We start from the raw sequence: 26954 nt of genomic DNA on the forward strand, positions 1-26954 counted from the left end.
CAGACAATCTCCGGGGCGGTGTTATTCCCGTGGCCTCCACCTTCGCTGGACCCGAAAGTCCAAAGTCCAACTTCATTTGGCATCAGGCGGATGGCCCTATCATGGGCCCGAGCTGGGATTTCATGCCTTCCCAGTAGCGGCAGCGCGAGCAGGTAATGGACTTGACAGACCAGTTTTGCCGCGACTAGGTTCGAGACGTCGGAGGTGCCCATCCGGTAGCGCCGAGCTGCCCGACTTGCCGCCCGGTGTCGAGTTCGACAGACGTCCCCGGCCGCTCCCGGCGGCACCCCCGCGCCGCAACCGCTGCCGATCAGCGTGGTGTCTGCGACGCCGAGGCTTGGCGCCGGCGATGCGGGGAAACCGAAATGTGCTCCTCGTGCCAGTGCGGACGAGGGCTGGATACGAGGAGGTATCTGATGAAGGCGATTGTGGCGACGGACGAGGCTGCAGGAACGGCCGGGATGACGCTGGTGGAGCGGCCTGAGCCGGAACCGGCCCTCAACGACGTCATCGTTCAGGTTCATGCGTCGGGTTTCGTCCCGACCGAGATGGCATGGCCCTCGACCTGGACCGATCGCCTCGGCCGTGACCGGACACCCTCGATACCCGGGCACGAGCTGGCCGGAGTGGTCACCGCTCTCGGGTATGGCACGACAGGACTGTCGGTCGGGCAGCGGGTGTTCGGCCTCACCGACTGGAACCGCGACGGCACCCTGGCGGAGTATGTGGCCGTCGAGGCGCGCAACCTCGCGCCGCTGCCCGGCGACGTCGACTTCACGGTGGGCGCGAGCCTGCCGATCTCTGGCCTGACCGCCTGGCAGGGGCTGTTCGAGCACGGCCGCCTTCAGACGGGGCAGAGCGTCCTCGTGCACGGCGCGGCGGGCGCAGTCGGTTCGATGGCGACGCAGCTCGCACGTGAGTTCGGCGCCTACGTCATCGGCACCGGGCGCGCTGCCGACCGGCAGAAGGCGCTCGACTTCGGCGCGCAGGAGTTCGTCGACCTTGAGAACGACGTCCTCGAGACCGTCGGTGGACTCGATCTGGTCTTCGACCTCATCGGGGGCGACATCGGGAAGCGGTCGGCAGGCCTGGTTAGAGCCGGAGGAATCCTGGTTTCCGTCGTCGGGCCGCCCGAGGTGCGCCCCGCGGACGGCCTGGCGATCGATTTCGTCGTGACGTCTGATCGCGCCCAACTGGGGGAAATCGTCCAGCGGGTACGCGACGGACGACTGCGGACGAACATCGGCAACGTCGCGGACCTCGACGACGCCGTCGCCGCTCTCAACCCGACCGAGCGGACCACCGGGAAGACGATCATCCGCGCTCGCTCGTAAGGATTTGGAGGCACGAGGCCGTTCAATGCCGCCGGCCGGCTGGGTGCGACCGAGGGGATGTCGGGTCTACAACGTCGGCATACTCCGGATGAGCATTGACGAATGCGGCCGCGAACGGACACGTCACGGTAGCGGTCCTTCCTTGCCTGCGCAGCTCGTCGAGGATCCCGCCGATGAGCCTGCTCGCTAGTCCCTTCCCCCGGAACTCGGGGAACACGGATGTCGCGGACAGGACGACGCGGCTTCCGATCTTGGTGTAGACGAGCCCTGCGGCTGTCTGGCCCCCTATCGTGGCCTCGTAGATGCCGCGCGCGCTGTCGTTGGTGATGACGAAGTCTTCCGCGCCGGACGGGGTGGCTACCGACGGGCTCGAGCCACCCGAGTCCTGCTCGGCGTTGGTCAACGTGATCATGTCTTCGGCGTTGTCAGCCACGTCTTCTCCTGGTCCCGCTTGCGTCGAATGTCCGGATCGCTTGGTGTTCAGGTAATCGGCACCGGGATGCTGACGACGAGCGATCCACGCAGGTCGACCATGGCCCGATCGGCCGCACGTACCAGGCGCATCACGACGTCCTCGCAGTTGGGACATCGGGCGACGAGGCCTGGCGCTCGGTCGAACACGCGCATCGCCGCCAGCGGACGGGTCATCCGGCAGCCGGCGCAGGTGAGCTCGGCAACGGTGAGGTCAGTCTCCATGATCTCACCAAGCGGTCCGGCGAGGGCGTTACCGTCCACCCAGTGTGGGTTGTCTGCTCCGACGTTGCTGGTCGACATGGTCATCCTCCGGTGGGACCGAAGCGTTCGGTGCGGATGTTCACGGGGTTGTGGCCGATGTCGACGAGAAGGTCGGCCACGGTCTCGACGAATCCGGTAGGTCCGCAGACGAACGCGACAACGTCGGCATCGCTGGGCCACGCGACGCGGGTAAGAGCGTCCGCGTCCAGCCGTCGAGGTGGGGCCGGCCAGCCGGGGGGCGTGACCCTGGTATAGACGTGGGTCACGGCGACACGAGCATCGCCTGCGGCTTCTGCAGTCGCGAGATCCGCCGTGAACAGCGCATCCGACGGGGATCGGGTCGAGTAGAGCAGCCTGGTGGGAGTCGTCGCCGCACGCACCATCGACATCAGAGGCGCCACGCCGGATCCGCCGCCGATCAGCAACGCCGGGCGCGGATCGGTTGGTCGGCGGACGAACCAGCCGCCGAGCGGCCCACGGATCTCCAGCTGGTCACCCGGCTCCGCAACGTCGACGAGGTACGGCGAGACCTCGCCATCGGTCACCGCCTGGACGGTCACCTCAAGCCGGTCCGGTCCCGGGGCAGATGAGATCGAGTAGCTGCGTTGCGCCGTGTACCCGTCGGGGGCCGTCAACCGGACGTCGACGTGCTGGCCCGGCAGGTGACCCGTCCAGCCGCCGACGTCGAGGACCACGGTCCGCGCCGTCGCAGTCTCCGCCCGGGTGGCCGCGACGGTTGCCGGCCGCCAGGTCAGTCTGCCCGGTACCGCTGCTCGCGCCATGGGTCCCCATAGTTGTGGTAGCCGGCCGTCTCCCAGAACCCAGGCTCGTCGTCGAGACGCAGTTCCAGAGCGCGTAGCCATTTCGCGCTCTTCCAGAAGTAGAGGTGAGGAACGAGGAGACGAGCTGGTCCGCCGTGCACCGGAACCAGCGGCTCGCCGTCGAACTCGTACGCCACCCAGGCCTGCCCGTCGAGAAGGTCCTCGAGCGGGATGTTCGTGGTGTAGCCGCCGTAGGAGTGGGCGACGACGTATTCGGCCGAGGTCTCGACATCAGCCAGCAACGTGTCGACGGAGACGCCCCGCCAGCGCGTGCCGAACTTCGACCAGTGCGTGACGCAATGGATGTCAACTGTCGTTTCGTCGGTAGGAAGGGCGGTGAACTCCGCCCAGGACCACGTGCTCCGCTCGCCGGTCTCGGCGACGACGGTGAGTTCCCAGTTGTCGAGCCCGATGCGCGGTGTGGGTCCCGCGGACAGCACCGGGAAGTCGTCCGTGCGGTACTGGCCGGGTGGGAGATCGGTGTCGTCGCGTCTGCGGCCCCCGAAACCACGTGTGATCACCGCCAAGCGCCCCTCGTCGATGTGGTACCCGCCCGTACGTTCATCGTCAGCGCGTGCTCCGGTGGTGAGGCATTCCGCGGCAAGGACGTGGTCGCCCGCGCTCGGGAGTCATTTAACTGGACCATATCGTCCAGACTAAGCCGATGTGGTGCCTGTCGGCAAACCACGCTGGCCGTCGGCGGCCCAGGCCAGCAGCGCGCCCGGCGCTCGTAGCGGTGCCGGCCGGGCGACGGCACCGCAGGCCGCGGGCTACTACGACGCGCGCTACCACGTCCAGCAACCGTGGGTAGTCGTGGTCAGAGCCTCCACGGCGATCCTTCCCGTGGAGGCTTTGACCACTGTCGGCTAGCTCAGAGGCGTGGGTCCTGCTGGACCTTCAGCGCATTCAGGATCGGGTCGCTCTCGCCCTTCTCGCGGCTGAGTTCGATCTTCAGATCGCCACCGCCGTGCTCGACGGTGACCATGTTGACGTCCGCGGTCAGCGCACCCACCTTCGCCTGCACGTCGTGGTCGTAGAGCACGACCTTGCCGTCGACCAGCACATCGAAGGCACGCTTGCCGGCCTTCACGTTCTCGATCTCGGCGAAGTCGAGGGCGATCCGGTACGTGCCGGCGGGAGCGTTCTTGAACATGTAGCTGAACGTCTCGCCGGTCCGCTGGGTGCGGAACAGCGCGTCGTCCTCGGTGCCGGCGATGTCGGCCTTGGTGGCACGCGCCTTGCCGCCGACGTAGCCCCACGACCGCGAGCCGAGCTCCTGATCGGGGGACCAGACGAAGCCGTCGGTGCCCACGTACCCGGATCCGCCGACGTCGACGCCCTTCCAGTAGGCCGAGGTCGCCAGGCGCACCGGCTTGAGCTGGGCCTCGCCCTTGCCGGCGTTCGATGCCACGAGCACGTCCCCGACGAGCACGCCGGGCTCGACGCCGGCGTTGTCGGCCGTCGCCGTGACCGTGGTGGACTCGCCGACTGCGAGCGTGACCGTGCCGGTCGCGGCCGCGCCCGTGAGGGTCAGCCACGGAAGGTCGGCGGCCTCGTGCCCGCCGTCGCCGGTGCGTTTCTGCTCGCTGAGCCGCACCTCGAGCGGGGCGGAGCCGGTGTTGGTCACTGTCACGTCGGCCGTCGCCTTCTGGCCCTTGTCGAGGAGCCAGTCGAAGGCACCTCCGGTGACGGTGGCGATGCCCGTCGTCAACGCCGTGTCGACCACCTCGGCCTGATCCTTCTTGGCGATGGTCACCGGGTGGCTGGCGGTGACGTAGTTCGGCGCCGACACCTCCACGGTGTTCTCTCCGACCAGCGCCTGGGCCTTCCACCGGCCCTTGGCGTCGGCCGTGATGACCCGCTCACCGTTCGGCCCCTTGAGCGTGACGATGGCGCCCTCGATCGGCTTGCCGTCGTTCCTGTCGGTGACAGTGCCCTCGATCGTGCCCGCGGCCGGCAGGGTGTACTCCAGCCCCAGGCCGGCCTTCAAAATGGGCTGGTTGAAGGAGTACTGACCCGCGGGGTTGCGCGTCAGGCTCTCCAGGCCGACAGTCGCCGACGACCCTCGGGTGAGGGGGTTGTCGCCGCCGACGCCGTCACCGTACCCGATCTGGATCCGTCCGTCCGCGATCAGGGTGACCGAGAAGCTCACCCGAGCCGTCCGGTCGTTGTAGAAGGCGACGTTGCGCCATTCGATGACCTCCGCCGCCAGCCCGTCCACCTCGGTCCTGCCGAAGTAGATGCCTGCCTCGTCGTCGACGACCAGGTCGTCCCAGAGCGGATAGATCGCGTCGATCGGACCGGGCGACGGCAGTGCCGTGTTGTTCCCCAGCGTGCTGGCGCGGTCGAAGGCCAGCGTGCCGTTCGTCGTCACGCACACGCCGTCCCAGGCCGTGTCGTAGAACGGGAACAGGAAGCTGGAGTCGAACCAGAGCACGCCGCAGACGTCGTCGCCGTGCCACCCGGACTCCTCAGTGCCCTGGCGGTAGAGCCCGTCGGTCACCGTCATCGAGTACGAGCGACCAGCCGGGGCCACCGGCACGGGGCCCGGCTCCGGCTGCTCGGGCTGGGGTTCCGGCTCCGCCACGTCCGCGCGCGGGTCGAGCGTCACCCGCAGCGCGGCAATGGTCGGAGCCTTGAGGCCCTTCGAGCCCCGCAGTTCCACGGTCAGCGGACCACCCTCGTGCTTCACCACGGCGGTGCGCCAGTCGGCGGTGTTCGGCCCCACGGCCGAGACCGCGTCGTACGCGTACTCCGTCAGCGCTCCGTCGACGAGGACGTCGAAGACCCGCTTGCCCTTGGCCACCTTCTCGATCTCGGCGAACCCGAAGTCGATCGCGTAGGTGCCCTTGGGCGCGTCGGGGAAGCGGTAGAACAACTGCTTGTCCGACGTGGTGCGCTGCGACTGGAACAGGGCGTCGTCCGTCGTACCGGAGATCCCGGCCTTGGTGGAGGCGACAGTCGTCTTCCCCTCGTAGCCCCACGACGTCTTGCCGGCGGCCTGGTCGGCGGACCAGGCATAGCCGGAGCCGTCGGTGAGCCCTGAGCCGCCGGCGTTGACGCCGACCTGGTATTTCGTGGTCGTGAGCGTTACCGGGACGTAGGTCTTGGACTGGCGTCCGGAGTCGGACCGCACCACGATGTTCGCGCCGAGGACTCCGGGCTTGGCGTCCTTCGAGGAGATCGAGACCGTGACGGTCGTCGACTGGCCCGGGGCGAGGGTGCCGCCGGTCGAGGAGAGCGACAGCCACGGCAGGTCGGTGAGCAGGTCGTCCTCGACGTCGACAAGCACGACGTCGTCGGCGACCTGGTCCGCCGCCCACAACGCACCGGTCGAGTCGGTCTCCAGGCCGCCGCCCTGGCCCGCCTTCTGGCCGGGGAACCACCACGCGTTCACCAGCGAGCAGTCGTCGGGGTCGACCTGCAGCAGGCGGGTGGGCCGGTTCGAGGTGAGGTCGGTGTACCAGATGGTGTCGGACGCCTGGTTGTAGGCGAGACCCATCACCTCGGGCAGCGGCGGGGCGCAGAAGGACAGCAGCGCACCGGGGTTGTCGTGCGACGTGCCGGCGACGGTGCCGATCATGCCGTTCGCCCGACCACCGACGTAGAACACGTCATCGGTCGGGTTGTAGGCGAGCCCGGTCAGCTGCAGCGTGGACCAGTCACCCTTGATCTGCCGGGTCTCCTTCCCGGTCTCGGTGCTGAAGCAGTGGATGTAGCTGGCCGGGCTGTCCTCCATCTGGCACATGTCACCGGTCTTGGTGTCGAGCGCCATGTCGAACGCCCGGTACGCGGGGTTCCACGACGCGTCGAAGACCTTGCCGGTCCGCTTGCCCGTCACCGTGTAGGCGGTGTTGGTCCGCGCGATGTAGTCGTGGACCCAGACATCGCCGTCGTACCCGATGCCGGAGGGCTCCTTCTCCGCGATCGTGCCGGGGATGGCGATCCGGGTGATGACGTCTCCGCCGGAGGTCGGGCCGACCTTGCCTGCCGCCTGTGCTTCCGCGGCGCTCGCCGTCGCCGCCTTGCCGTCGACGTTCGACGGCTTCATGCCGCTCGCGCCGGTCTTCCAGGCGGTGAGGTCGATCGTGCTGTCCGCGCCCTTCCCGGTGCGACCGGTGGCGCCGGCGGCGTCAAGGTCGGGGTGGCGTGCGGCCTCGCCCAGGTTGTACGTGAGGGGGGCGGAGCCGTTGTTGGTGAGCGTCAGCGATCCCACGCCGTTCTGGTCCTTGCCCAACAGGGCCTCCAGGCCGTCGGCCTTCAGGCCGGCGGCACCCGTGGTCAGACGCGCGTCGATCTTGGCGTTGGCGTAGAGCTTGTCCAGGGAGAAGGGGTACGCCGTGGTGGTGTAGTTCGGCGCGTCGACAGTCATCGTGTAGTCGCCGACCGGTAGCTGGCGGTGCACGATGCCCGTCCCGTTGGTCGTGACGGCCTCGACGAGCCCAGACTTGTTCGTGAACGAGACCTTGGCCCCGGCCACCGGCAGCCCGTCGTTCTGGTCGACGACTGTCGCGTCCAGGTACCCGAAGTCAGGCATGTCGTAGCTGACGATCATTCCGTCGCGCAACACCGGGGCACTGTCGGAGAACCGGATGCCGTCGACGCCGGCCCAGCCCTGGATTCCGGTGGTGGCGTGCGCGCCGGCGGTCACCGGGTCGTCGGTCCCGATACCGTCGCCGTAGCCGAAGATCACGGTGCCCGACCGGGTCAGCGTGGCCGAGTAGTTGACCGGCTCCGTGTACTCCGACCGGGTCGGATAACCCCAGAGCTTGGCGTTGCGGAACTCGACGACGAACGCGTCCTCGCCGTTGACCTTGGTGGCTGCCGTGAAGACTCCTCCGCCGGGGGCGAACTCGACGGGGGTCTGGACGTAGAGCGGGAAGACGCCCGCACCGCCGCTGCCGGGTCCGGTGGAGGTGTCCGGGGAGATCACGCCGCGCAGGCTGACACCGAGGGTGTCGTGGCTGCCGTTGTAGAGGGCGATCGGGAACGGCAGCTTCACCGTCGCCCACACGCCACTGGTGAACGCGACCGGGTCGGTGCCACGCAGATATTCGCCGTCGGAGACGGCGCAGCTGTAGCCGCCCTTGTCGACGACGAGCCCGACCGCGATCTCGCGCGACTCGTTCTCCGCGCCGACGGTCAGCGGGACCGTCGTGGGCGAGAAGCAGGCGTTGGGCTTGACGGTCAGCGAGTATCCGCCCTCGGGGACACCGGTGATCGTGAACGCGCCGTTGGCGTCCGTGCGTACCGGCTTCAGCGGCGTCTCCTTGATGGAGACGTCGGCGTTCGGGACGGGCCGCTTCTTGTCGTCGACGACCCGGCCGCTGATGTCGTGCTTCGCGGCGGCCGTGAGCGGCAGCTTGACGGAGGTGTCCTGACCGAGCGTGACCGTGACGTTCGCGGTCGCGGTCAGGTAGCCGAAGACCTTGGTGCTGAGCTGGTAGTCGCCGACCGGGAGGTTCGTGGTGAACCGACCGTCCTTGTCGGTGCCGATCGACCGGCTGAACGGTCCGCTGATCGTCACCTCGACGGCGGGGACCGGGGCGCCGTTGGCGGTGACGACACCGGTGAGGGTGCCGCCCTGCCGGGGCGCGAGCTCGAGCAGGCGGACGAGGTCGAGCCGGCCCTCGCCGTACTTGTTGTTGGCCTCGGCGGTGCCGCCGCACTCGGTGTCGTCGACGTCGACGGCTGACTCGGCGAGCAGGCGGCGGGTCTCCTCGACCTGCCCGATGAGGGTCGGGTCGTAGCTCCAGAGCGCCGCGACGGCGCCGGCGACGTGGGGGGCTGCCATCGAGGTGCCGGACATCTCGACATAGCTGTTGTTCGGGTACGACGAGAGGACGGCGTCGCCCGGAGCGGAGATCTCCGGCTTGATCCGGCCACCCTCACCCTCGCCCTTGCGGGAGAACGACGCGAGCGTGCCGTCCGACGAGTAGGCGCCGACAGAGTAGGCACTCTCGGCGGAGCCGGGGGAGGAGACGGTGTCGCAGGCCGCGTACGGCGTGGTGTTGCCCGACGACCAGACGCTGAAGATGCCCGCGGCGCTCCACGCCTCGTCGATGGCCCGGAAGAAGTCGTCGAAGCTGTGCTCGACGGTCTGGCCCCACGAGTTGTTGACGACGTGGGGGCGCTTGGACGGGTCGGGGTTGTTTCCCTGGACGTCCGTCGGGGCGAGCAGCCACCAGCCGGACCGCAGCAGCGACTCGACGCCGGTGCTGTCGCAGCAGCCGTTCGTCGCGATCCACTGCGCGTCCGGGGCGACGCCGACGTGGTTGGTGCCGTCGTCGCCGACCATGGTGCCCATGGTGTGCGTACCGTGGCCGTTGTCGTCGCACGGCGCACCCGTGCACGAGCCCCTGCTGGCCATCCAGTTGTAGTTGTGGTCGACGCTGCCGTCGGGCTTCACACCGCGGTACTGGTGGGCCAGGGCGGGGTGGTCGAACTGGACGCCCGAGTCGAGGTTGGACACGGTGATGCCCGCACCGGTGGCGCCCATGGCCCACGCCTCGGGGGCGTGGATGGCGTCCAGCCCCCACGGGACGGTGCCCGCCTCGGCGGTGGCCTTCGGGGCCGCCGGACGGGCAGCCTGGTCAGCGGGGACCTTCTCGTCGACGGGCTGGACCAGCGCGACCTGCGGCGTCGCGTGGATCTCGGCGACCTGCACCTTCGAGGCCACGTTGAGGGCGAGCTTCTCGGTGCCTCCCTTGACGAGGACGGCGTTGGCGATCGGGTAGGAGGTGTACGTGACGCCTGCCCGGTCGAGGTCGGGGGAGACGGATGCCAGGGAGTCCTTCGCCGACGCGGTCAGCGCGTCGTAGACGAACTGACCGCGAGCGCTCCAGTCGGTGATCTTCTTCGCCGGCCCGAGGTCGGCCCTGGTGCCGAACGTGATCCAGAAGTCGGATGCCGGAGACGCACGGAAGCGGTCCTTCAGGCTCGGGCTGATCTTGTTGGCGGAAGCGCCGGGATCCGGCTCTGCGGCGGACGCCGGTGGTGCCTGGATCATGCTGAGGCTGACCGCTGCGGCCAGCGAAGCCGCGAGGGCTTTGAGTCTCATGGGGGTCCTTCGCCTACAGGGGTTGGTAGGGGTCGTGGTTCTGGTGGTCGTCGCCACCGTCGGCGTCGTGGGCGTCGGGGGCGCTGACGCGCGGGTCGCGGGGCAGCTCGGGTGGGGGCGGGTGCTCGATGGCGGCGTCGTCACGCGGGACTGGTAGCTCAGGCATGCATTGCCCAACGGCGATGGATCATGGAGTCATGCTCGGCGGGACGAGTGGCAGTCGCTATCCAGCGGATACGTCAATTTTCACGACACGTCGTCGAGGGAGTCCTCTTCTGCGAACACTCCGGCCTCCACCGCCTTAACCGCGAGCGCGGTCCGGGAGCTCACCTTCAACTTGCGCATCGCCGCCCGCAGCTGCTGATCCACAGTGGCCGGCGACTTGGCCAGGATCCGGCTGATCTCCCGGTTCGTCTTGCCGGCGACAACCAGTTGGACCACGTCGAGCTCGCGAGGCGAGAGCTGGTCGCCGTACCCGCGTCGGCCGCCGCGCCACAGTCGCGGGACCTCGGCGCCGTGTTCGCGAAGCCGCTGTGCAATGCGGTCCGCATCGCCACGGGCGCCGAGCCGGAACAGCTGCTCGTACTGTGCCGCCAGCAGTTCCCGGCCCTGTTCGATCCGGCCTTGCGCGATGAGCGCCTCGGCTTGACGTTCGCGGGCGAGCAGAGCGTCGTAGGGGCGTGGCAACGCGCTCCAGGCGCGCGCCGCCCGATCGAATGCCGTTGCCGCGCGGGCATGGTCTCCGGCGGCGGCCAGCAGCAGGGCACGGCACACGGTGAGCGCGGCGCGCGGCGCGGGCGCCGTGCGGCCCCGCAGTCCTCTGCCGAACTGGTCGCCCAGCCGTGTCGCGGCGCTCACGTCGCCTGCGGCGAGGTGCGCCTCGATCCGGGCGGGGACGAGGTCCGTCGCCCAGACCCAGATGCCTTTTCTCCGGACGGTGTCCATCGGCTCGTTCGTGATCTGCAGCGCCCGGCCGCTGTTTCCGTCCGTCAGCCACAGTCTGGCCAGCGCGGCGGCGGCCTCCATCGTGTCGTCGGCTGCGCCGAGACGGGCGGACTCCTCGAGGACCAGCCGGAACTGCTCCTCCGCGGCGCGCCGCCGTCCGGCGGCGGCGGCCAGCCGAGCAGCCAGGCGGATGCTGCCGAGGTAGTGCGCCGGCCGGTCGCGGTCGGCATCGGCGAGTGCCGCGCTTCGCTCCGCGAGACCCTCCCACCGACCGGTGAGCCACGCCAGGTTGGCCTGTTCCAGTCGGACGTTGTGCTGCAACCGGGACGCCTGCTCGGCCTCGGCAAGGCGCATGGCCACGGCGAGGTGGTCCTCGGCGTCGGCGTACCGACCCCAGATCAGTGCGCCGGTGCCGATATTCGCGTGGATGCGGGCCACGTCGAGACGCTCTGCCGAGGTCGTGCCGTCGATGGGCAGATCAGCGACGACCTCCCACGCCTCCTCCTCACCGAGCATGAGCAATGCGGCGGCCCGGTTGCCGGCCAGGTTCAGCCGCTCTGCGGGAGAATCGAATTCGGCGGTGAGTTCAGCGGCGCGGTCCAGCCAACGCCGATGGGTTGACGCCGGCCACGGTCCCGCATAGGCCCAGCCAAGGTAGGTCATTGCCCGAGCCGCCTCGACCGGGTCATGGTCGAGGTTGGCCACCGCCTGCTCCAGCTCGCCGAGTGCGGCCTGCGCCTCGCCCCCGGTTATCAGGAGCCGACCCAGGGGGTTGCGGATCTCGGCCTGCTGCCGGGCGGAGAGGCCGGGGGTCTCCAGCACCGAGCGCAGAGTACGGATCACGCGGTGGTAGACCGCGTCGACAGCTTCCCGACGGCCCAGTGCGGCAACTCCGGCGATGCGCGCGACCCGTGCCCGATCCACCGGCGCCAGCACGGCCCACGTCAACAGATCCACCAGCAGGTCGACCGCCTTCGTGTGGTCACCCGAGGCCATCGCCAGTTCGGCGCTCTGCTCGGCGTACCGCGCCCAGGACTGCGTTTCGCCCGCCTCACGGAAGTGGTGGGCAAGGCGGCCCACGGGCTGCGGGTGGGTGTGCTCCAACGCCCGGCCGGCCAGCAGGTGGAAGTGTCTGCGGTCGGTCAACGGGATCGCTTCGTAGACAGCGGTGGCGGCCAGTACGTGCCGGAATCGCCACCGGCCACGGTCGTCTCCGTCCAGCACACCGGCGCCGGCCGCCTCGGCGATCGCGCCTCGGCAGGCAGCTGGTGACAGACCGGCGGTCATCGCGATCGTCGCCACCGATGACCGCTCAGCCAACGTCGCCGCGGCTCGCAACACCTGCTGCGCCGTCGGCGACAGGCGGCTCACCCGCTCCCGGGTGGAGTCGCGCACCGTTGGTGGCACCTGTAGTTCGCGCAGCTTCAGCCGGACCCACTGTCCGTCGCGGAAGACGAGGTCCGCGCGGTCGCACATGAGGCGAACCGACTCCTCCACGGCCAGCGGAACGCCGCCGGTCCGCTCGTGCATGAACGTCGTGAACTCCTGTGATATCGGGTTGCCGTCCAGCATCGAGGACACCAGCGCTGCCGTGTCGTCGGGTCGCATGGGCGCCAGGGCGATCCTCAGCTGGGTCACGCCAGCAGGCAACCGGGACGTCAGCCGCAGCAACAGCGATCCGTCGGCCACCTCCTCCGGCCGATAGGAGACCATGAGGCTGGGCCCGTGCGACTGCTGCCGGGAGGTGACGAACAGCAGGAACTCCAAGGTCACGTCGTCGGCCCAGTGGGCGTCCTCGAGCACCAGAACTTCGACACGCAGGGCCCGCAGCAGCTCGTCCAGGGCGCGGAACAGGCGATGCCGTGCCGCCTTCGCATCGTCCAAGGGCTGCAGTGCGGGCGGCAGGTCGGAGGACCATTCCGGGAACAGGGGCCGTAACGCACCCGCAAGTTCGGTGAGCCGCAATCGCGACACCGGACGGTCGATCCCGCGGAACGCGTCGACGATCGGCCCCAACGTCAGCGACTCGCGAAGCGGCGGGCACACCGACACCAAGGCGACGGGCTGGTCCGGCGCGGCCAGCCACTCTCGCAGCAGGCGGCTCTTGCCGATCCCCGCCTCGCCCTCGACCAGCACGATTGCCGGCGGCCGGGCCAGGGCGGCCCGAAGCGCCGCGATCTCCCGATCACGCCCCACGAAATGCGGCGTGGAAACGGTCGGTGAAGTCCGGTCGTCCTCGGGCGAGGGGTCGAGCATGCGTGATGATCTCGCTTTTCGCTGCTCGGACACAAGTACCCTCGCGGCGCTGACGACGCGAACCGTCCCCCACCGCACCCCGTGCCTGACGGGTACGGGCTCTGCCGCCGGCTCGTGCAGACCCTCGGCGCTGCTGCGTGCCGAGGTCGAGTTCCAGAGAAACACACCGCTGTCGGACAGCACTAACCTGGTTGCCGGCCGCGGCGGGAGTGCCTAACTTGCTCATCGTGAAGCACAGTGGTCGTAGCGCAGACAGGTGCGCCGGGTGAGCGGTCGTCTTCGCGAGATCGCCCGCCAGACTGTCGCAATCGCCGATTCAGGTCGCTACCGCAATGGCGCCGGTGACGAGGTCGACATCGGCGAGACGCTACGTGCCGCAGTCGCCGGCACCCGTCTCCACCTGCCGGACGAGGTGCCCGCGGCGGGAAACGCGGAGCCCGGCGGAGGCACTGTGGAGGTGACGAACGAGTCGACGTTGCAGGCAGCCCGTCGGCTGGCGCCCGGAGCGGCCTGTCTGGTGTTCGCCTCGGCGAAGAACCCGGGTGGTGGGTTCTTGGGCGGAGCGAAGGCGCAGGAGGAGAGCATCGCCCGTTCCTCGGCGCTGTACCCGTGTCTCCTTGCCGCCCCGGAGTTCTATGCGTTCCACCGTGAACAGCGGGACCTGCGGTACAGCGACCGCGCCATCTTCTCCCCGAAGGTACCGGTCTTTCGGAACGACAAGGGCGATCTGCTCGACCAGCCGTACTCGACGTCGTTCCTGACCGCTGCGGCGCCGAACCTGGGCGCGATCCTCCGCAATCAGCCCGAACACGTTGCGGACGTACCGGCGGTGCTGGCCCGGCGTGCCCGCCGCGTGCTGGAGGTCGCGGCCGCGCACGGACATCGGACGTTGGTGTTGGGTGCCTGGGGATGCGGCGTGTTCCGCAACGATCCCGCTACGGTCGCCGACGCCTTCGCCAGCGCGCTGCGGGAGGTCGATCGCTTCGACCACGTGGTGTTCGCCATCCTCGACAACCTGCCGGGAACACCCGTGTACCGCACGTTCGCGGAACGCTTTCCGAAAACCGCAGCGGAGGCGGTGGGAAGCGAGAGTGGATGAGCGGCACGGATGTCACCGGTCGGCGGAGCGCACGGTGAGGGCGATGGGGTGACATCCGGGATTTGTGGGGAGCGGGCGGCCGGCGGTAGGCGGACAATGGCGGGATGAAGCGAGACGTACGCCTGATGCGGTTGACCGGGACGCGCGCCAACGGCGCGGTGGCGACGGGCGCGGCGGCGACCGGCGCGCGGGCTGCGGGGGCGGCGTCGCTCGGCGCCCTCGCCGTGGGGGCGCTGGCCGTCGGGGCCGTGGCTGTCGGAGCGCTGGTCATCGGGCGGCTGGCGATCCGCCGGGCGGTCGTGCGGGAGTTGCGCGTCGGCCGGTTGGAGATCGACGAGTTGGTGGTGCACAGCCGACCCACCGCCGAGGGATGACCCACTTCGGCGATGTGGGTCAGGATGGTGTGGGCCCGCTGCGCGGCCGCACTAACGGCCCAGGAGCATCGCGGACGTAGACACGGCCCGAGGCAGCCGTGGTTACGGTCCCTGGTACGGCTCCAGAAATCAGCCCGGGCGGGTAACGATGGTCAGTGTCTTGCGGACGAATTCCAGTGCCTCGTCGCGGAGCGCCGTAGTTTCGGCCGAGACGATGACGTAGCCGGCGCGTTCGGCGCTCCAGGTGGTCGCCGCCACGACGTCGCCGGGGTTCTTCCACCAGCCGCACCTGACGAAGGCCGGGTGCGCCTCGATCTCGGCCAGGCCCCGCATCTCGACCAGGATGCCGGGCGGCGCGATGGGGAGATAGCTCGCCGCGTACGCGACGGGGCCCGGCGGTGGTTCGGGCAGCGGCATCGCCATTGCGAGCCGGACGACCATCTCGAACCAGTCCAGCCCGTAGGTGAGGCCGAGCAGATCCATGAGGTAGTCGCCGGGGGTCCGGACGGCGATCTCCATCAGGGTCGGCCCGTCGGCGGCGAGCCGGAACTCGAGGTGCACGATGCCCGTACGCATGCCGAGGGCGGCCACCACGGCGGTGCAGAACTCCGTCACCTCGGCGGCGGCCTCGTGGTCGAGGTGGATGCCGGTGCGATGTGCTATCTCGACGAAGTGGGGCGGCTCGGCGGTCTCCTTGGCGGTGAGATTCGCCAGCCACACAGTGCCGTCGCTGACCAGGGCCTCCCAGCTGTATTCCGGGCCGTCCACCGCCGTCTCCACCAGGAGCGGGCGCTCGTGGTTTCGCCGTGCCACAGCGTCCTTGAAGGCGTTCAGATCCTCGACCAGTTCCACTCCCTCGCTGCCGGCGGAGGACAGTGGCTTCACGACAACCGGCAGCCGGGCTGCGACCCACTCGCGCGCCGACTCCAGATCGTCGGTCATCAGATACTCGGGTTGGCGGATGCCCGCCGCGGCGAACAGGCCTCTTTGCAGAGCCTTGTTGCGGGAGACGGTCGCGGCGTGCAGGGACGGGCCGGGAAGGCCGAGCTGGTCCTGCAGCAGGGCCGCGCCGAGCACGTTGTTCTCGGTGAACGCCACCACTCCCGCCGGCTTGCGGTCTGCCGCGGCGGCCCAGGTCCCGTCGGCCCACTGCTCGTCGTTGTTGCCGGGGGAGACCCGCATGTGGTCGACGAGCCCGGCCGTGTCTGCGGCTCGGGACGCGCCCTCCACGGCTGCCACCTGCAGACCCAGCCGTCGCGCGGCGGTGAGGTAGGGCCTGCCCATGAAGCCGACTCCGACCAGCAACAGCTCAGACATGGCTGCCTGCCTTGGAGGCCGCCGTGACCTTGATCGAGGCGAACATGTCCCGGAGGAATTGTTCGAGCTCGGCAGTGGGTGCCGGGCCGACGATACCGGCGATGGGTACGTCGTACTCGGCGTAGCTCAGCGTCTGACTGACCGGCTCGTCCTCGGTGCGCTGCACCCAGCGCCAGGTCAGCGGGCTGTGCCGGAACTCGTCGGAGCCCGTGATCGTGCAGAACTTCTCGCCCAGGGTGTGGCCGGGGAAGATGAACCAGCCGTACCGGGCGTCGGGGCCGGCCTCGCGAGACTCGGGGGCGGAGGCTCCGGGCGTCGAGAGGGCCCGCAGTTGCACCGACGGCATGTGGACGCCGGTCGCCAGTTCGAAGGTGTCGGCCACGCCGGCCCCGCCGAACCTGCTGGCCACCTCGAGGAAGACCAGACCGTCGGGCGTCTCGATGCCTTCGAGGTGGAACAGGCTCGTGGTGATGCCGACGGCCTGTAGGCAGGCAGTGGTCCACTCCACGACGGCAGGCGGGGTGTCCGTCTGCACCGAGCCGAGCGGGCTGCCCTCGGCGTAGCCGAGGCAGGTGCCGACGTACCGGCTCGCTTGGAGAGTGACCGGTGTGCCATCGACGGCCAGCCCGTCGACGTGGAGGATCGGGCCGCTGACGAACTCCTCGATCTCGAAGCCGCTCGGGCTCGCGTCGGCGGGCAGGCCGTCGCGGCGTACCACGTCGAGGGCTGCTTCGGCGGTGTCGAATACGCGGACGCCCTGGCTGGAGGCGCCGTCGAGCGGCTTGAGGACCGTCTTACCCGGCCACGGGATGGCGGCCCCGGCGAGGGCCGAGGTCAGCGGCAGATAGCGCGGCACACGCAGACCCGCCCGGGAAGCGGCGGCTTTCATCATGACCTTGTCCCGGACGGGAAGCACGTCGGCCTCGCGGGGACCGGGCACGCCCAGCGCCTCCCGGATGCGGGCGGCGGCGATCAGGTCGAACTCGGACTGGGCGATGACCAGGTCGGGTCGCGGTTGGTCGGCGAGTGCCGCCACCACCTCGGCCTCCGTGGCGCCGGTCCCGGGTCGTTCGATCCGGGTGCCGGGTAACCGTGTGGGCAGTGTCGCCATGCGCTCGGCCGTGCCGATGAATGTCACCTCGTGGGCTTCGAAGTCGAGGCCGTCCGCGTAGCGGATGATGTCATCGGTGATGCGGTGCAGGACCAGGATGCGCATGGGGATACCTCAGTTGAAGGACCAGTGGGAGCAACAGAACGGCGACGAGGACGGACCCGAGCACCGAGCCGAGCAGGACGGCCTGTGGGCCGTGCGCGGTGGCGAAGACGGCGACGACGAAACCTGAGATCGGCAGGGAGACCTGGTTCAGCAGGACGATGAGGCCTATCGTCTTGCCGAGGTGTTCGCGGGGAATGCGGCGAACTCGTTCGGCGCGGATGAAGACGTTCAGGATGCCGACCGTGCCGATCAGCAACGTGTAACCGATGGCGAACTGGGTGAACGAGTTCGCCTGGCTGATCGTCAGCCCGCCCAGGCAGATGATCACGAATGTGCCCAGGATGGCGACCAGCGGGCTGATCTGCCGGGACAGTCGCGGGATGAAGAAGAAGATCAACAGGGCCAGCACGCCCTCGGCGAAGGACAGCACCCCGAAGTAGCGGTCGGGCTTGCCGAACGTGCCGGTGGTGATGGCGGCGCTGGTCGCCATGCCGACACCGACCATCAGGTTCACCATCATCGTCAGCCCGACCAGGCCCACCATCGGGGGGAGCTTGAACAGCGTGTGCGCGCCCTCGACCACTGAGGCCAGCACACCGCGCACCGTCGTGGGCTCGGTGTTGGTGACCGCGTTGCTCAGGCTGCCGCGCAGCGTCAGGACGTTCATCGCGGTGAGCGCGAACAGCACCCCGGTCACCAGCAGGAGATCTGTCGTTCCCAGCAGCGTGGCCAGCAGGACCGCGACGGCTGGTCCGAGCACCGTGCTCGCCTGCTCGGTGCCCTGGATGACGGACTGGGCCCGCACCATGTGCTCGGCGGGCACGAACCGGGGGAGGGTGGTCTCCATCGCGATGTACGCCTGGGCGCTGGCCAGGGACATGGATGCGGCAAGAACGCTGAGCGTCACCACCGTCGCGTCCGGCCAGGCGAGTACGGCGGCGAAGGCGCCCGCGGCGAGGAGCGCCCGGACACTGTCGGCGATCAGGTAGAGCCGGTAGCCGTCGATCCGGTCGGCGAGCACCCCGGCAACGGGGACGAAGAGGACCCGTGGCAGCCACTCGACCAGGAAGACGAGCCCGCTCGCGGCGACACTGCCGGTGGTCTTGAAGACCAGCAGCGGGATGGCGAACAAAAGAAACTGGTCGGCCAGCGCCGCGACCCCGCGGCCCCCGACGAAGCGCACGATCTGATGCGGCCGGATGTCGGTTGTCTGGGGTTCCCTGGCGTCGGCACGCAATGGTCCAGTCACGCAGAGATCCCCCGTCTGTCCATCGAGGAGCGTAACAGCGGCCGATCGGCAGCGACAACCCCGTCCAGTCGGTACGCGGTAAGCAGACCGTGGCCGGTGGCCCGGTTCGGACTCTCCCCGCCGCACTCATCCCCGGTGATGGAACGACCCTGGGTAACCGGCACACAGTCGGCCGCCAGCGACTCCACTGTGCTCGTCCTGCCCTGCTGGACGGCCAGTGCCACCACACCGGCGGCATAGGCCGTGGCACCTGACGTTCCGCTCGAAACGAGCCAGCCGTCATCGGCTCCCGTACCGTCGTACTTGCTGTTGCGGCGGTCGAAGAGACAACCGGGCTGGGTCGGGAAGAGAATGTAATTGCCGTTGGGCAACATGCCGCACGGGCCGGACACGTCCGGCACGGCCCGTCCGGGAAAGATCGCCGACCGGTAGCTGGAGGCGAGGTCGGCGGCCCGCAGCGCGCCGTCGGGGTCGATGTGCACCCCGCCGACCGTGATGGCGCCAGGGGTGGCGACGGACTGGAACATCGCTGTCGGCCGGTCGGTCGAGCCGTTACCGGCGGCGAACAGCACGGTGCAGCCGCGCCGGATCGCGTTGGCGACCTCGAGATGCAGATGGGGTTCCGAGCGCAGGGTGCCCCAGCTGCAGGAGATGACGTCGGGTGCCAGGTGGACCGCCCGCTGGAACGCGGCGACCGGAAACGAGAAACCCTCGGTGGCCATCTTGACCATCGTGAGGGACACGTCGGGCGCCACCGCCAGAAGCATCGCCGACATCGCGGTGCCGTGACCGCGTTCGTCGACCGCGGGATCGAGCTGCGGCAGTGCCGCGACGACCGAGGTCCGGTAACCGTGCTGCCGGTGATGCGGATGGTCGTAGAGGCCGGTGTCGACCATGACGACCCGGACGCCGTGGCCGCGGATGCCGGCGGCGTGCAGTTCTTCGGCTCCGGCCACTCGCACCGCGTCGTCGGGCAGGCGGAGGTGGTGCCCGGTTCCGCGCACCACCGGCGGCGACGCGGTCGCGGTCAGCTCGAATCCGGATCGTGGGGCTGAGACCGCGCTGATGAGGTCGGTGCACACCCGCGAGCGCAGCGGGCCCTGCGCCACGAGTTCGTACCGCGGTGAGTCGCGGATGTACTTGTTGCGCACCACGGCGACGCCGCTGCCGAAGATGTCCCGGAGCAGGCTCTGCTCACCGCTGACCGTCAGGCCCACGTCGGTTCGCGCTTCGATCGCCAGGCCCTCCCGGCCGAGAGCCTCGGCGACCCGGTCGACGGTGCCCGGCGCGGGAAGGAACTCCTCGACAGGATGGCGTAGCAGCTCGGCGGGGTCGTCGGCGAGGCTGCGCCCGGACGCCGCCCGTGGGACCACGGTCAGCACACCTCGCCGGGTGAACGCGGCGATCTCGTCATCGATCATCGGAGGTCACCAGTCCCCGGAGGCGGCCCCGGTCGAGTTTGCCGGTCGGCGTCAGGCCGACGTCGCCCTCGTCGATCAGGACGATCTCGGCCGGGACCATGTACGGCGGCAACACCCGGGCGAGCTCGGCCCGCAGTTCGGGTTCGGCTGCGGTCCTGTCGGCGCCGAGGACGAAGAGGGTGATGGCCTGACCGGCGACCCGGTGCCGGGTCACCATCGCGCAGCAGTCGAGCACCCAGTCCACGGCGAGCGCGGCGGCTTCGACCTCGGAGGTGTGCACGAGGTTCCCGGCGATCTTCACGGCGTCGTCGCGGCGGCCGACGAAGACGAGTTGACCGGCGCGGTTCCGCCGCACGAAGTCGCCCGACCGGTAATAGCGGATCTCGGGGGAGCCTCGCGTGATCAGCACCTGCGCGGTCTTCGCCCGCTCGGCGCAGTAGCCCACCATGACCTGCGGGCCGCCGATGAGCAGCTCACCCGTTTCGCCGTCGGGCACCGGTCGCAGGTCGTCGTCGACGATGAGGACGTCGACGGCGGGCAGCGGGGTCCCGATGGGCAGATACTCGTCGTCGTGGCCGGCGATGTCGTCGGTCACGTAGAGGGTGGCGCTGTGCGTGGTCTCGGTCGGACCGTAGCCGTGCACGTAGGTCAGACCCGGAAGCTTCTTGTCCAGTGCCCGCAGGAGCGAGGTCGGGCACGACTCGCCGCCGAACCACAGGCGCCGCAGGGAGCTCAGGTCGCGGCGGTCGATGTCGCTGAAACGCCCGAGGAGCATCCGGATGACCGAGGGCACCAGCAGTACGTCGGTGATGCGCCACTGCTCGCACGCCTGGGTGACCTGGCCGGCCATCGACAGCCGGGGCAGCAGGTGCACGCTACCGCCGACCAGGAAGGTGGAGTACAGATCGACCACCGACGCGTCGAAGAACAGCGGTGCCACGTTGAGGTATCGCATCCGTTCCGGGAAACCGACCACCTCCTGTACGCCTTCGAGCAGCGCGCACACACTGCGGTGGCTGATCATGACGCCCTTCGGGCCGCCGGTGGATCCCGACGTGAAGATGACGTACGCCTGGTCGTCCGGCGTCCTGTCCCCGTACGCCGAGGGCCGGTAGTCGGCCTCGGCCCGCACGTCCCAGGAGTCACCGGCGATCACCAGGGTGCCGGCCTCCGCCCCGGTGACCAGCCCGAGATGCTGCGGGTGCGTCACCGTCACGGTCGGCCGGCAGGCGGCGAACAGCAGGGCCGTCCGGGCCGGCGGCAACGACTCGTCGACGGGGACGTACCGGGCGCCGAGCCGAAGCGCCGCCATCATGCAGACCACGGAATCGATGGATTTGTCCAGCACCATGGCGACGGTGTCGTGCCTGCCGACGAGGGGCGCCAGCAGGTCGGTAAGTGCCTGGGTGCGCCGGGCCAGCGTCCGATAGGACACCTGAACGTTGGTGGCCAGGTCGACCACCGCCACGGCGTCCTCGTCGTGGCGGCGGTCGAGGACCTCGTCGACGAAGCGGAGCCGGTTGCCGGTCACCTGTTGACCGTCTCGAGTTGCTGGCACACCGCCTCCAGCAGCTCCGGGAAGGTATCCAACTTCTGGTCGTACGACCCGAAGTGGCCCATCCCCTCCATCAGCGTCAGGCGGCTGCCGGTCAGCCGATGCAGTTCCCGGGCCACGTCGACGGGGACCCACGGGTCGTCAGTCGAGTGGAACTGGACGATGAAGCGCTGATTCCGCTTGATCGCGGCCCAGTCCCATGGCCGGTCGAAGAATCCGCTGCGCCGTTCGAGTTCGAAGCCGCAGTCCGTGTGGTGTCCGGCCACCACGAAGGTGCCCAGCAACGGCGCCGACTCCGCGTACCGCAGTGCGGTCAGGGCTCCTGACGAGTGCCCCACGATGACCGTCTGGTCGTCCGGCCGGATGACATCGGTCAGGTAGGGCAGCCAGTACCGCATCCGGCCCTTGATCGGATCGGGGAAGGTCTGTGCCACCACGTTGTGGCCACGAGCCTCCAGCTCCCGTTTCAGGTACGGGAACCAGATGCCGTCGATGGTTGCTCCAGCGTTCCCGTGCACCAGGACGACCCGGACGGCATCAGACATAGGAGTCGTCGTTGAGCTGATCCTCGAGCATCGTCGCGAGCGAGCCGAGGGTGGCGAAGTGCTCCACCGTCAGCAGCTCCGGTTCGAGTTCGATGTCGTAGTACGACTCGAAGGCCAGCGTCAGCTCGATCATCTGGGTGGAGTTCAGGGAGAGCCCGCCGTTGAACAGGGGAGTGTTCGAGGTCAGCTCGACGTCGTGGTTGGGGAAGACCTCGGCCGCGATCTTGCGCAGGTCATCCTCGATGTCCGCGCGGGTCTTCCGGTCAGCGGTCGTCATGTCAGCCCGCCTTGGGCGCGGCGCTGGAGTCGGCTGGCCGGGTCGCCAGCTTGGACTGCAGGAAGACCGGAGTCCGGGGGATGTTCATCTCGTCCTGGTGGAACGGGTTGCGCTTGTTCTTCAGCGAGAGGTACATGGTGCGGCGGGCCCGCGCCTTCTCCTCGTCGGAGTAGAACAGGAAGGCGATGTTGCCGGCGTTCTCCCGGCCGACCTCGGTGAGGGTGATGTCCTCGTCGGTTTCGATCGCGTACCCGCTGTCGACCATCCAGTTGATTTCCCGGCGGTACTTCTCCAGGTTGGCGACGTCGGCCTTGCGGACAGTGCCGAAGACTGGGAAGAACACCATGACGCGGTTCTCGACCTCGTCCTCACTGCAGATCCGACCCTGCTCGATGGGGATGATGCCGTCCTCGACATCCTTGATCCAACGGTCCACATTGGTGTGGTTGCGGTAGCTCCGCTCACCCATGTAGTTCTCGGCGGCCGGACCGATGCCCAGGGTGTAACTGGCCCGGTAGCCGTTGCCTCCGCAGGCGTGGTCCAGCCCGATCGGGCCGGTCTCGTCGAGGTGGGTGAAGAAGTTGATCAGGAGCTGCTTGTCGTACCCGTAGTCGGCCAGGCTCTCCTTGATCTGGCGGTACTGGACCCGCTCGATGCTGCCGGACGGCAGCACGTCGCTCACCTTGCCGGCCCGGATCTGCTTGTCGAGCCGGGTGCCCTCCCACTGGTTGAACCGGTAGGTCTGGACGAAGCTGGGACGCAGTTCGGCGCAGATGCCGTGGATGTCGGAGGCGAGGATCTCGTCGGTCTGACCGGCGAGGTTGTACATGAGGTCCAGGGCGAAGGTCCTGATCCCGGCTTTGCGAATGTTCTCCGCCGTCTGGTACACCTGCTCGACGGTGGCCTTGATGGTCAGCTTGCGCCGGATCTCCTCGTTGAGCGTCTGCACGCCGAACGAGATGCGGGTGATACCCAGGGACTTGAGCATCTCGATGTAGCCGTCCGTGGACAGGCCGAGCGGGCTGCCCTCCAGCGAGATCCCGTCGACCTCGCTCAGGTCGAACTCGCGATGCACGGCCTGGATGATGGTCGCCATCGACTCCTGGTCGAGCGCCGACGGCGTACCCCCGCCGAACTGGACGTATTTGATCTTCGTGCCCTGGAAGTACGCGGAGCGGGCATTGCGCTCGATCTCCTTCACCATGGTCTTGACGAACCGCACCCGCTGCTCGCCCTGGTACTTCGCGGAGGACTCCTTGAAGCAGGCACAGAAGTTGCAGAACGCCTCGCAGAAGGGAATGTGGAAGTACAGCAGGATGTCCGTCTGCTGAGGGTGCGTCTGACGGTCGAGGAAGGAGAAGTACTCCGCCTTCTCCTGCTCGGTCCGCAGCGCGTCCTGGAAGCCGCAGATCTTCGGGTAGAACCAGGTGACGTTGGTACGCTTCTCCGGGCTCTCGAAGTCGTCCTTGAGGTAGAAGTTCGAGTCGAGACCGAGCATGAACGAGTTCTCGGTGGTGGTCATGTCTGTCGATCCCATCCCTTATGAGGCGGACTTCTTGCTGACGGAATTGGCGTCGCTCTGGTAGATGACCGGGTACTGCTGGCTCATCTCACCGTTGATCTGGATCCACTCGAACTTGTCCTCAGGCAGTTCGACATCGGCCCAGATCGCCTCCGGCGGGCATTCGGCAACGCAGGCGTTGCAGTCGATGCACTCCTCCGGATTGATGTAGAGCATCTCCGGGCCTTCGTGGAAGCAATTGACCGGGCAGACGTCCACGCAGTCGGTGTACTTGCAGCCGATGCAAGCATCGGTGACGACGTAGGCCATGATCTGGATCTCCTGATGGGTTGCGCTGCCGTGGTCAGGCGTGGACTGTCGAAACTTCGGTGAGCCGTCGCATCCAGCCGAACCGGTCGATCACGTCGCCGCGGTGGATGCCCTCGAGCACCTCCCGGAGGTGCGACGCCACGGCGACGGTGCCGGGCAGCCGGTATTCCTCCCCGAGGTAGCCGATGCCGTTGATGGACACCACGCCCTCGACCGTTCCGGTGCCGAAGCACTCGGTGATCCGGCCGTCGCTGATGCACTGCAGCACCTCCGCCACCGGAACCGGCCGTTCGACGACAATGGTCCCCGCATCACGCGCCAGCTTGATGATCGAGTCACGGGTGATCCCCGGCCGTACGGTGCCGTCCAGGGACGGCGTGGTCAGGACGCCGTCGATGACGAAGAACGCGTTCATCGCGCCGATCTGCTGGACCCTGCGCTCCGGATCGCCGCCGATCCACAGCACGTGCTGGTAGTCGTAGTTGGCGGCGATCTCCCGTGGGACCAGCCCCTGCCCGTAGTTCCCGATGGCGTTGGTGTCGCCCGTGCCGCCCGGCCAGGCCCGGACGTAGTCGTCCACGACCATCGCCCGCACCGGCAGCTCGGCCGGGGCCTGTCGCGTCAGCGGGCTCGCAACGATCGTGAACAGGCACTCCTCGGCTGGGGCGACCTCGAGAGTCTGACCGTTGCCGGCCAGGACGGAGTGCAGCAGCAGCGCGGACCCGGGCTCCGCCGGTATCCACGCCGAGTCCAGGTCCACGAGCCGGCGGATCGCGAGCCAGACGCGGTCGAAGTCGAGTTGCGGGAGTGCCATCCGCCGGGCCCCGTTGTTGAGCCGCTTGACGTGGCTGTCCGGGCGGTACACCGCGACGGACCCGTCGGTCATCCGGTAGGCCGCGAGGTCGTCGACAATCGCCTGGCCATAGTTCAGTGCCGAGGACGTGGGCCGCACGGACGGCAGTCTGTCGCGGTCGGCGATGGTCATGCCCTGCCAGGACCGCCGCTTGCTCCACCGCATCGAGTACGCGTGATCGGTGAGGGCGCGGCCCGGGCGCGTCGGCGCGTCGGCCTCCGGCTGGGAGCGAGGTGCGGTCGTCGCCTCGACGACCAGATCGTTGTCCTTGCTCACGGTCAGTTGCCTTCCTTGTCGGATATATCAACCCGCACGTCGCGGAGGACGGCGCCGACCAGGTCCTCGACCCGGCCTGGATCGCCGACGAAATAGACCTGGGCGACCCGGTTGTGGAAGATGTCATCGGGATCGAGCGCCGCGCCGCGCTCAGCCTCGAAGACGATCCGTTCGAACTCGTCGGCCTCGAGGAACGGTTCGAGGCCGGACAGGCTGCCGGCGAAGGCGCCCGGCCGATCGGTGGTGACGAAGGCCAGCCCGGCGCTGACCGACGAGACGGGCTGGTGCACGTAACGGCCGCCGCGAGCCGCCTCAGCCGCCGCCAGGTAGAGGTCCACCCCAGGCCCGGCCATGATCAATTCGGGTATGCAGTCGCCCGCCAACCGGGCGCCCACCTCGATCAGCACCGGGCGGCCATCCGCGGCGATGCGGGTCTCGATGTGGAACGGCCCGACGGTGATGTCGAAGGCGTCGACCACCTGCGCGGCGAACTCGTGCAGCAGCCGTCCGTGCGGTGAGCTCTGCGGCGGTGTGGCGACGTGGCCCATCTCGAAGAACTGCGGCGGTGCGTTGAGGAGTTTCGTGGTGATGCTGACGAGGTGCAGCCCGGTCGTGTCCACCCAGCCCTCAAGGGAGAACTCGGGGCCGTCGACGTACTCCTCGACCAGGGCGACCCGCCGCGGATCGTGGTGGAACTTGACCTCGCCGTACCTGTGGATCTCCGCGCAGGCGCGCTGGTATTCGTCGGCGTCCCGGACGAGGCGCACCATCAGGCTCCCGCCCCAGTCGACCGGTTTGACGACCGCCGGGAAAGCGAACGGGCATTCGCCCACCTCGTCGGCCGGGACCGCGATCGATGCCGGGACGGCGATGCCGTGCTTGACGCAGCGCTCCCGCATGACGTCCTTCTGGCGGACGGCCTCCGCCGTGTCCTGGCTCAGCGCCGGCAGCCCGAGGGCACGGGCCAGCTCCGCCGCCGCGCCGACGGCGTACTCGAAACCCGCGATGACGCCGGTCGGTGTCGCCCCCGACCGGTCGACGAGGTCCAGCAGAGCGGACACGCCTTGGTCCGGATGCCAGTCCACGACGCGGGCACCGGAGTGGATCTCCGCCGGCAGCAGGTCGGGGAACTGCGTCGGGATCAGGCACGGGACGCCGGCCGTCACCAGCCGGCTCGCCAGCTGGATCCCGGCCGACAGCGGCTGGACGATTATCAACACGCGGCGCCAGCCTTCCCGACGTGCAGGGTGAACACCATCGGCACCGGACCGAAGTTCTCGAGTGTCCGTAGCCCTTCAGCCCGCGCCGCCCGGTCGGTGGTCACGCAGGCGTCGTATTCCCCGGCGGCGCAGACGGCAGCGGCCACGGAGTTGCTGCTCGCGTACGAGATCGTGCCCCGATTCGTGACCAGGCAGCTGGGCGCGGGGTGGGTGACGATGGTGCTGACGGACCTTTGGCCGGGGCGCGCGGCGAGCACCATGTCGTAGGTGTCCAGGATGAAGCTGTCGGCCATCGTGAGCCGATGCAGGTTGCCGAAGACCAGGTCGTGCAGGCGCGGGTAGACGGCACAGGCGAGAATCGCCTCGGTGCCGTCGAACGTCATGACGTCAAGCCCATCCTCGACCTCGGCGTGCAGGATCACCCGGCCCGAGCGCTGTCGGTCGGCGAACCAGCGGTGAGCGGCCTTCTCCAGGTTGGTTCCCGTCGGTCCGAGCGTGTGGATAGTGGTGACGTGCGGCAGTGCGGTCGAGCCGGAACCCGCTGTGGAACGGCCGGTGGCGTCAGGCATC

The 26954-nt window shown here is 68.8% G+C and carries 22 protein-coding genes; 3 read left to right on the forward strand and 19 right to left on the reverse strand.

Annotation, left to right across the window (positions count from 1 at the left end):
- Window positions 1–416 precede the first annotated feature (416 nt).
- On the forward strand, window positions 417–1334 hold the full coding sequence (locus ABZU74_RS13255) for an NADP-dependent oxidoreductase (protein ID WP_355422333.1): 918 nt from the start codon (window positions 417–419) through the stop codon (window positions 1332–1334).
- Window positions 1335–1356: 22 nt separating this feature from the next.
- Here the strand turns inward: ABZU74_RS13255 and ABZU74_RS13260 are convergent, their stop codons facing one another.
- From ABZU74_RS13260 to ABZU74_RS13290, 7 genes are all read right to left on the reverse strand, one after another.
- Window positions 1357–1767, reverse strand: coding sequence for a GNAT family N-acetyltransferase (locus ABZU74_RS13260; protein WP_355422336.1), 411 nt, complete (start codon window positions 1765–1767; stop codon window positions 1357–1359).
- 47 nt (window positions 1768–1814) lie between these two features.
- Window positions 1815–2108 carry a DUF6510 family protein gene (locus tag ABZU74_RS13265; RefSeq protein WP_355422339.1) on the reverse strand — a complete coding sequence of 98 codons (294 nt, stop codon included), beginning with the start codon at window positions 2106–2108 and terminating at the stop codon, window positions 1815–1817.
- A 2-nt stretch (window positions 2109–2110) separates the two neighbouring features.
- On the reverse strand, window positions 2111–2932 hold the full coding sequence (locus ABZU74_RS13270; RefSeq protein ID WP_355422342.1) for an FAD-binding oxidoreductase: 822 nt from the start codon (window positions 2930–2932) through the stop codon (window positions 2111–2113).
- Window positions 2821–3417, reverse strand: a complete 597-nt coding sequence (locus ABZU74_RS13275; protein WP_355422345.1) for a sulfite oxidase-like oxidoreductase — start codon at window positions 3415–3417, stop codon at window positions 2821–2823. Before ABZU74_RS13275 ends, ABZU74_RS13270 begins: the two co-directional genes overlap by 112 nt.
- A gap of 344 nt (window positions 3418–3761) precedes the next feature.
- Window positions 3762–9950, reverse strand: coding sequence for a S8 family serine peptidase (locus tag ABZU74_RS13280; protein ID WP_355422348.1), 6189 nt, complete (start codon window positions 9948–9950; stop codon window positions 3762–3764).
- Between the two features lie 13 nt (window positions 9951–9963).
- On the reverse strand, window positions 9964–10116 hold the full coding sequence (locus tag ABZU74_RS13285; protein WP_355422351.1) for a hypothetical protein: 153 nt from the start codon (window positions 10114–10116) through the stop codon (window positions 9964–9966).
- Between the two features lie 80 nt (window positions 10117–10196).
- Entirely contained in the window at window positions 10197–13091 is a 2895-nt protein-coding gene (locus tag ABZU74_RS13290; RefSeq protein ID WP_355422354.1) for an AAA family ATPase, read from the reverse strand.
- 325 nt (window positions 13092–13416) lie between these two features.
- Here ABZU74_RS13290 and ABZU74_RS13295 point away from each other — a divergent pair, with 325 nt between their 5' ends.
- A complete protein-coding gene (locus tag ABZU74_RS13295) occupies window positions 13417–14250 on the forward strand; it encodes a TIGR02452 family protein (protein ID WP_355422357.1) in 834 nt (277 codons plus the stop codon).
- A gap of 104 nt (window positions 14251–14354) precedes the next feature.
- Window positions 14355–14624 (forward strand): hypothetical protein, encoded by a 270-nt coding sequence (locus ABZU74_RS13300; RefSeq protein WP_355422360.1) that lies wholly within the window; start codon window positions 14355–14357, stop codon window positions 14622–14624.
- Between the two features lie 129 nt (window positions 14625–14753).
- Here the strand turns inward: ABZU74_RS13300 and ABZU74_RS13305 are convergent, their stop codons facing one another.
- The 12 genes from ABZU74_RS13305 to ABZU74_RS13360 all read right to left on the reverse strand — a co-directional run bounded on the left by ABZU74_RS13305 (window position 14754) and on the right by ABZU74_RS13360 (window position 26953).
- Window positions 14754–15941, reverse strand: a complete 1188-nt coding sequence (locus ABZU74_RS13305; RefSeq protein WP_355422363.1) for an ATP-grasp domain-containing protein — start codon at window positions 15939–15941, stop codon at window positions 14754–14756.
- The gene (locus ABZU74_RS13310; RefSeq protein ID WP_355422366.1) at window positions 15934–17157 is read right to left on the reverse strand and encodes a hypothetical protein; all 1224 of its coding nucleotides are present in this window, start codon (window positions 17155–17157) and stop codon (window positions 15934–15936) included. Before ABZU74_RS13310 ends, ABZU74_RS13305 begins: the two co-directional genes overlap by 8 nt.
- On the reverse strand, window positions 17123–18340 hold the full coding sequence (locus ABZU74_RS13315) for an MFS transporter (protein ID WP_355422368.1): 1218 nt from the start codon (window positions 18338–18340) through the stop codon (window positions 17123–17125). Before ABZU74_RS13315 ends, ABZU74_RS13310 begins: the two co-directional genes overlap by 35 nt.
- Window positions 18341–18402: 62 nt before the next feature.
- Window positions 18403–19827: a S8 family serine peptidase gene (locus tag ABZU74_RS13320; RefSeq protein ID WP_355422371.1), complete on the reverse strand. Its 1425-nt coding sequence runs from the start codon at window positions 19825–19827 to the stop codon at window positions 18403–18405.
- A complete protein-coding gene (locus ABZU74_RS13325; RefSeq protein ID WP_355422373.1) occupies window positions 19817–21358 on the reverse strand; it encodes an amino acid adenylation domain-containing protein in 1542 nt (513 codons plus the stop codon). Before ABZU74_RS13325 ends, ABZU74_RS13320 begins: the two co-directional genes overlap by 11 nt.
- Entirely contained in the window at window positions 21355–21927 is a 573-nt protein-coding gene (locus ABZU74_RS13330; protein WP_355422375.1) for an alpha/beta fold hydrolase, read from the reverse strand. The genes ABZU74_RS13325 and ABZU74_RS13330 overlap by 4 nt, the downstream gene beginning before the upstream one ends.
- Complete coding sequence (locus tag ABZU74_RS13335) at window positions 21920–22204, reverse strand: acyl carrier protein (RefSeq protein WP_355422378.1); 285 nt, start codon at window positions 22202–22204, stop codon at window positions 21920–21922. Before ABZU74_RS13335 ends, ABZU74_RS13330 begins: the two co-directional genes overlap by 8 nt.
- Window position 22205: 1 nt before the next feature.
- Complete coding sequence (locus ABZU74_RS13340; RefSeq protein WP_355422381.1) at window positions 22206–23726, reverse strand: radical SAM protein; 1521 nt, start codon at window positions 23724–23726, stop codon at window positions 22206–22208.
- An 18-nt stretch (window positions 23727–23744) separates the two neighbouring features.
- Entirely contained in the window at window positions 23745–24035 is a 291-nt protein-coding gene (locus tag ABZU74_RS13345) for a ferredoxin family protein (RefSeq protein WP_124853626.1), read from the reverse strand.
- A 34-nt stretch (window positions 24036–24069) separates the two neighbouring features.
- Window positions 24070–25164, reverse strand: coding sequence for an aminotransferase class IV (locus ABZU74_RS13350; RefSeq protein ID WP_355422384.1), 1095 nt, complete (start codon window positions 25162–25164; stop codon window positions 24070–24072).
- Between the two features lie 2 nt (window positions 25165–25166).
- Window positions 25167–26384, reverse strand: a complete 1218-nt coding sequence (locus ABZU74_RS13355; RefSeq protein ID WP_355422387.1) for an ATP-grasp domain-containing protein — start codon at window positions 26382–26384, stop codon at window positions 25167–25169.
- Window positions 26378–26953 (reverse strand): hypothetical protein, encoded by a 576-nt coding sequence (locus ABZU74_RS13360; protein WP_355422390.1) that lies wholly within the window; start codon window positions 26951–26953, stop codon window positions 26378–26380. Before ABZU74_RS13360 ends, ABZU74_RS13355 begins: the two co-directional genes overlap by 7 nt.
- Window position 26954 lies beyond the last annotated feature (1 nt).

The organism is Micromonospora sp. NPDC005171, assembly GCF_040608575.1.
Classification (GTDB): Bacteria; Actinomycetota; Actinomycetes; order Mycobacteriales; family Micromonosporaceae; genus Micromonospora.

Excerpts from the sequence above, each read along its gene's own strand:
- ABZU74_RS13255 (WP_355422333.1), top strand. The coding sequence starts at position 417 with ATGAAGGCGATTGTGGCGACGGACGAGGCTGCAGGAACGGCCGGGATG.
- ABZU74_RS13265 (WP_355422339.1), bottom strand. The coding sequence starts at position 2,108 with ATGTCGACCAGCAACGTCGGAGCAGACAACCCACACTGGGTGGACGGT.
- ABZU74_RS13270 (WP_355422342.1), bottom strand. The coding sequence starts at position 2,932 with ATGGCTACGCGCTCTGGAACTGCGTCTCGACGACGAGCCTGGGTTCTG.
- ABZU74_RS13280 (WP_355422348.1), bottom strand. The coding sequence starts at position 9,950 with ATGAGACTCAAAGCCCTCGCGGCTTCGCTGGCCGCAGCGGTCAGCCTC.
- ABZU74_RS13285 (WP_355422351.1), bottom strand. The coding sequence starts at position 10,116 with ATGCCTGAGCTACCAGTCCCGCGTGACGACGCCGCCATCGAGCACCCG.
- ABZU74_RS13300 (WP_355422360.1), top strand. The coding sequence starts at position 14,355 with ATGAAGCGAGACGTACGCCTGATGCGGTTGACCGGGACGCGCGCCAAC.
- ABZU74_RS13305 (WP_355422363.1), bottom strand. The coding sequence starts at position 15,941 with ATGTCTGAGCTGTTGCTGGTCGGAGTCGGCTTCATGGGCAGGCCCTAC.
- ABZU74_RS13310 (WP_355422366.1), bottom strand. The coding sequence starts at position 17,157 with ATGCGCATCCTGGTCCTGCACCGCATCACCGATGACATCATCCGCTAC.
- ABZU74_RS13320 (WP_355422371.1), bottom strand. The coding sequence starts at position 19,827 with ATGATCGATGACGAGATCGCCGCGTTCACCCGGCGAGGTGTGCTGACC.
- ABZU74_RS13330 (WP_355422375.1), bottom strand. The coding sequence starts at position 21,927 with ATGTCTGATGCCGTCCGGGTCGTCCTGGTGCACGGGAACGCTGGAGCA.
- ABZU74_RS13335 (WP_355422378.1), bottom strand. The coding sequence starts at position 22,204 with ATGACGACCGCTGACCGGAAGACCCGCGCGGACATCGAGGATGACCTG.
- ABZU74_RS13340 (WP_355422381.1), bottom strand. The coding sequence starts at position 23,726 with ATGACCACCACCGAGAACTCGTTCATGCTCGGTCTCGACTCGAACTTC.
- ABZU74_RS13345 (WP_124853626.1), bottom strand. The coding sequence starts at position 24,035 with ATGGCCTACGTCGTCACCGATGCTTGCATCGGCTGCAAGTACACCGAC.
- ABZU74_RS13360 (WP_355422390.1), bottom strand. The coding sequence starts at position 26,953 with ATGCCTGACGCCACCGGCCGTTCCACAGCGGGTTCCGGCTCGACCGCA.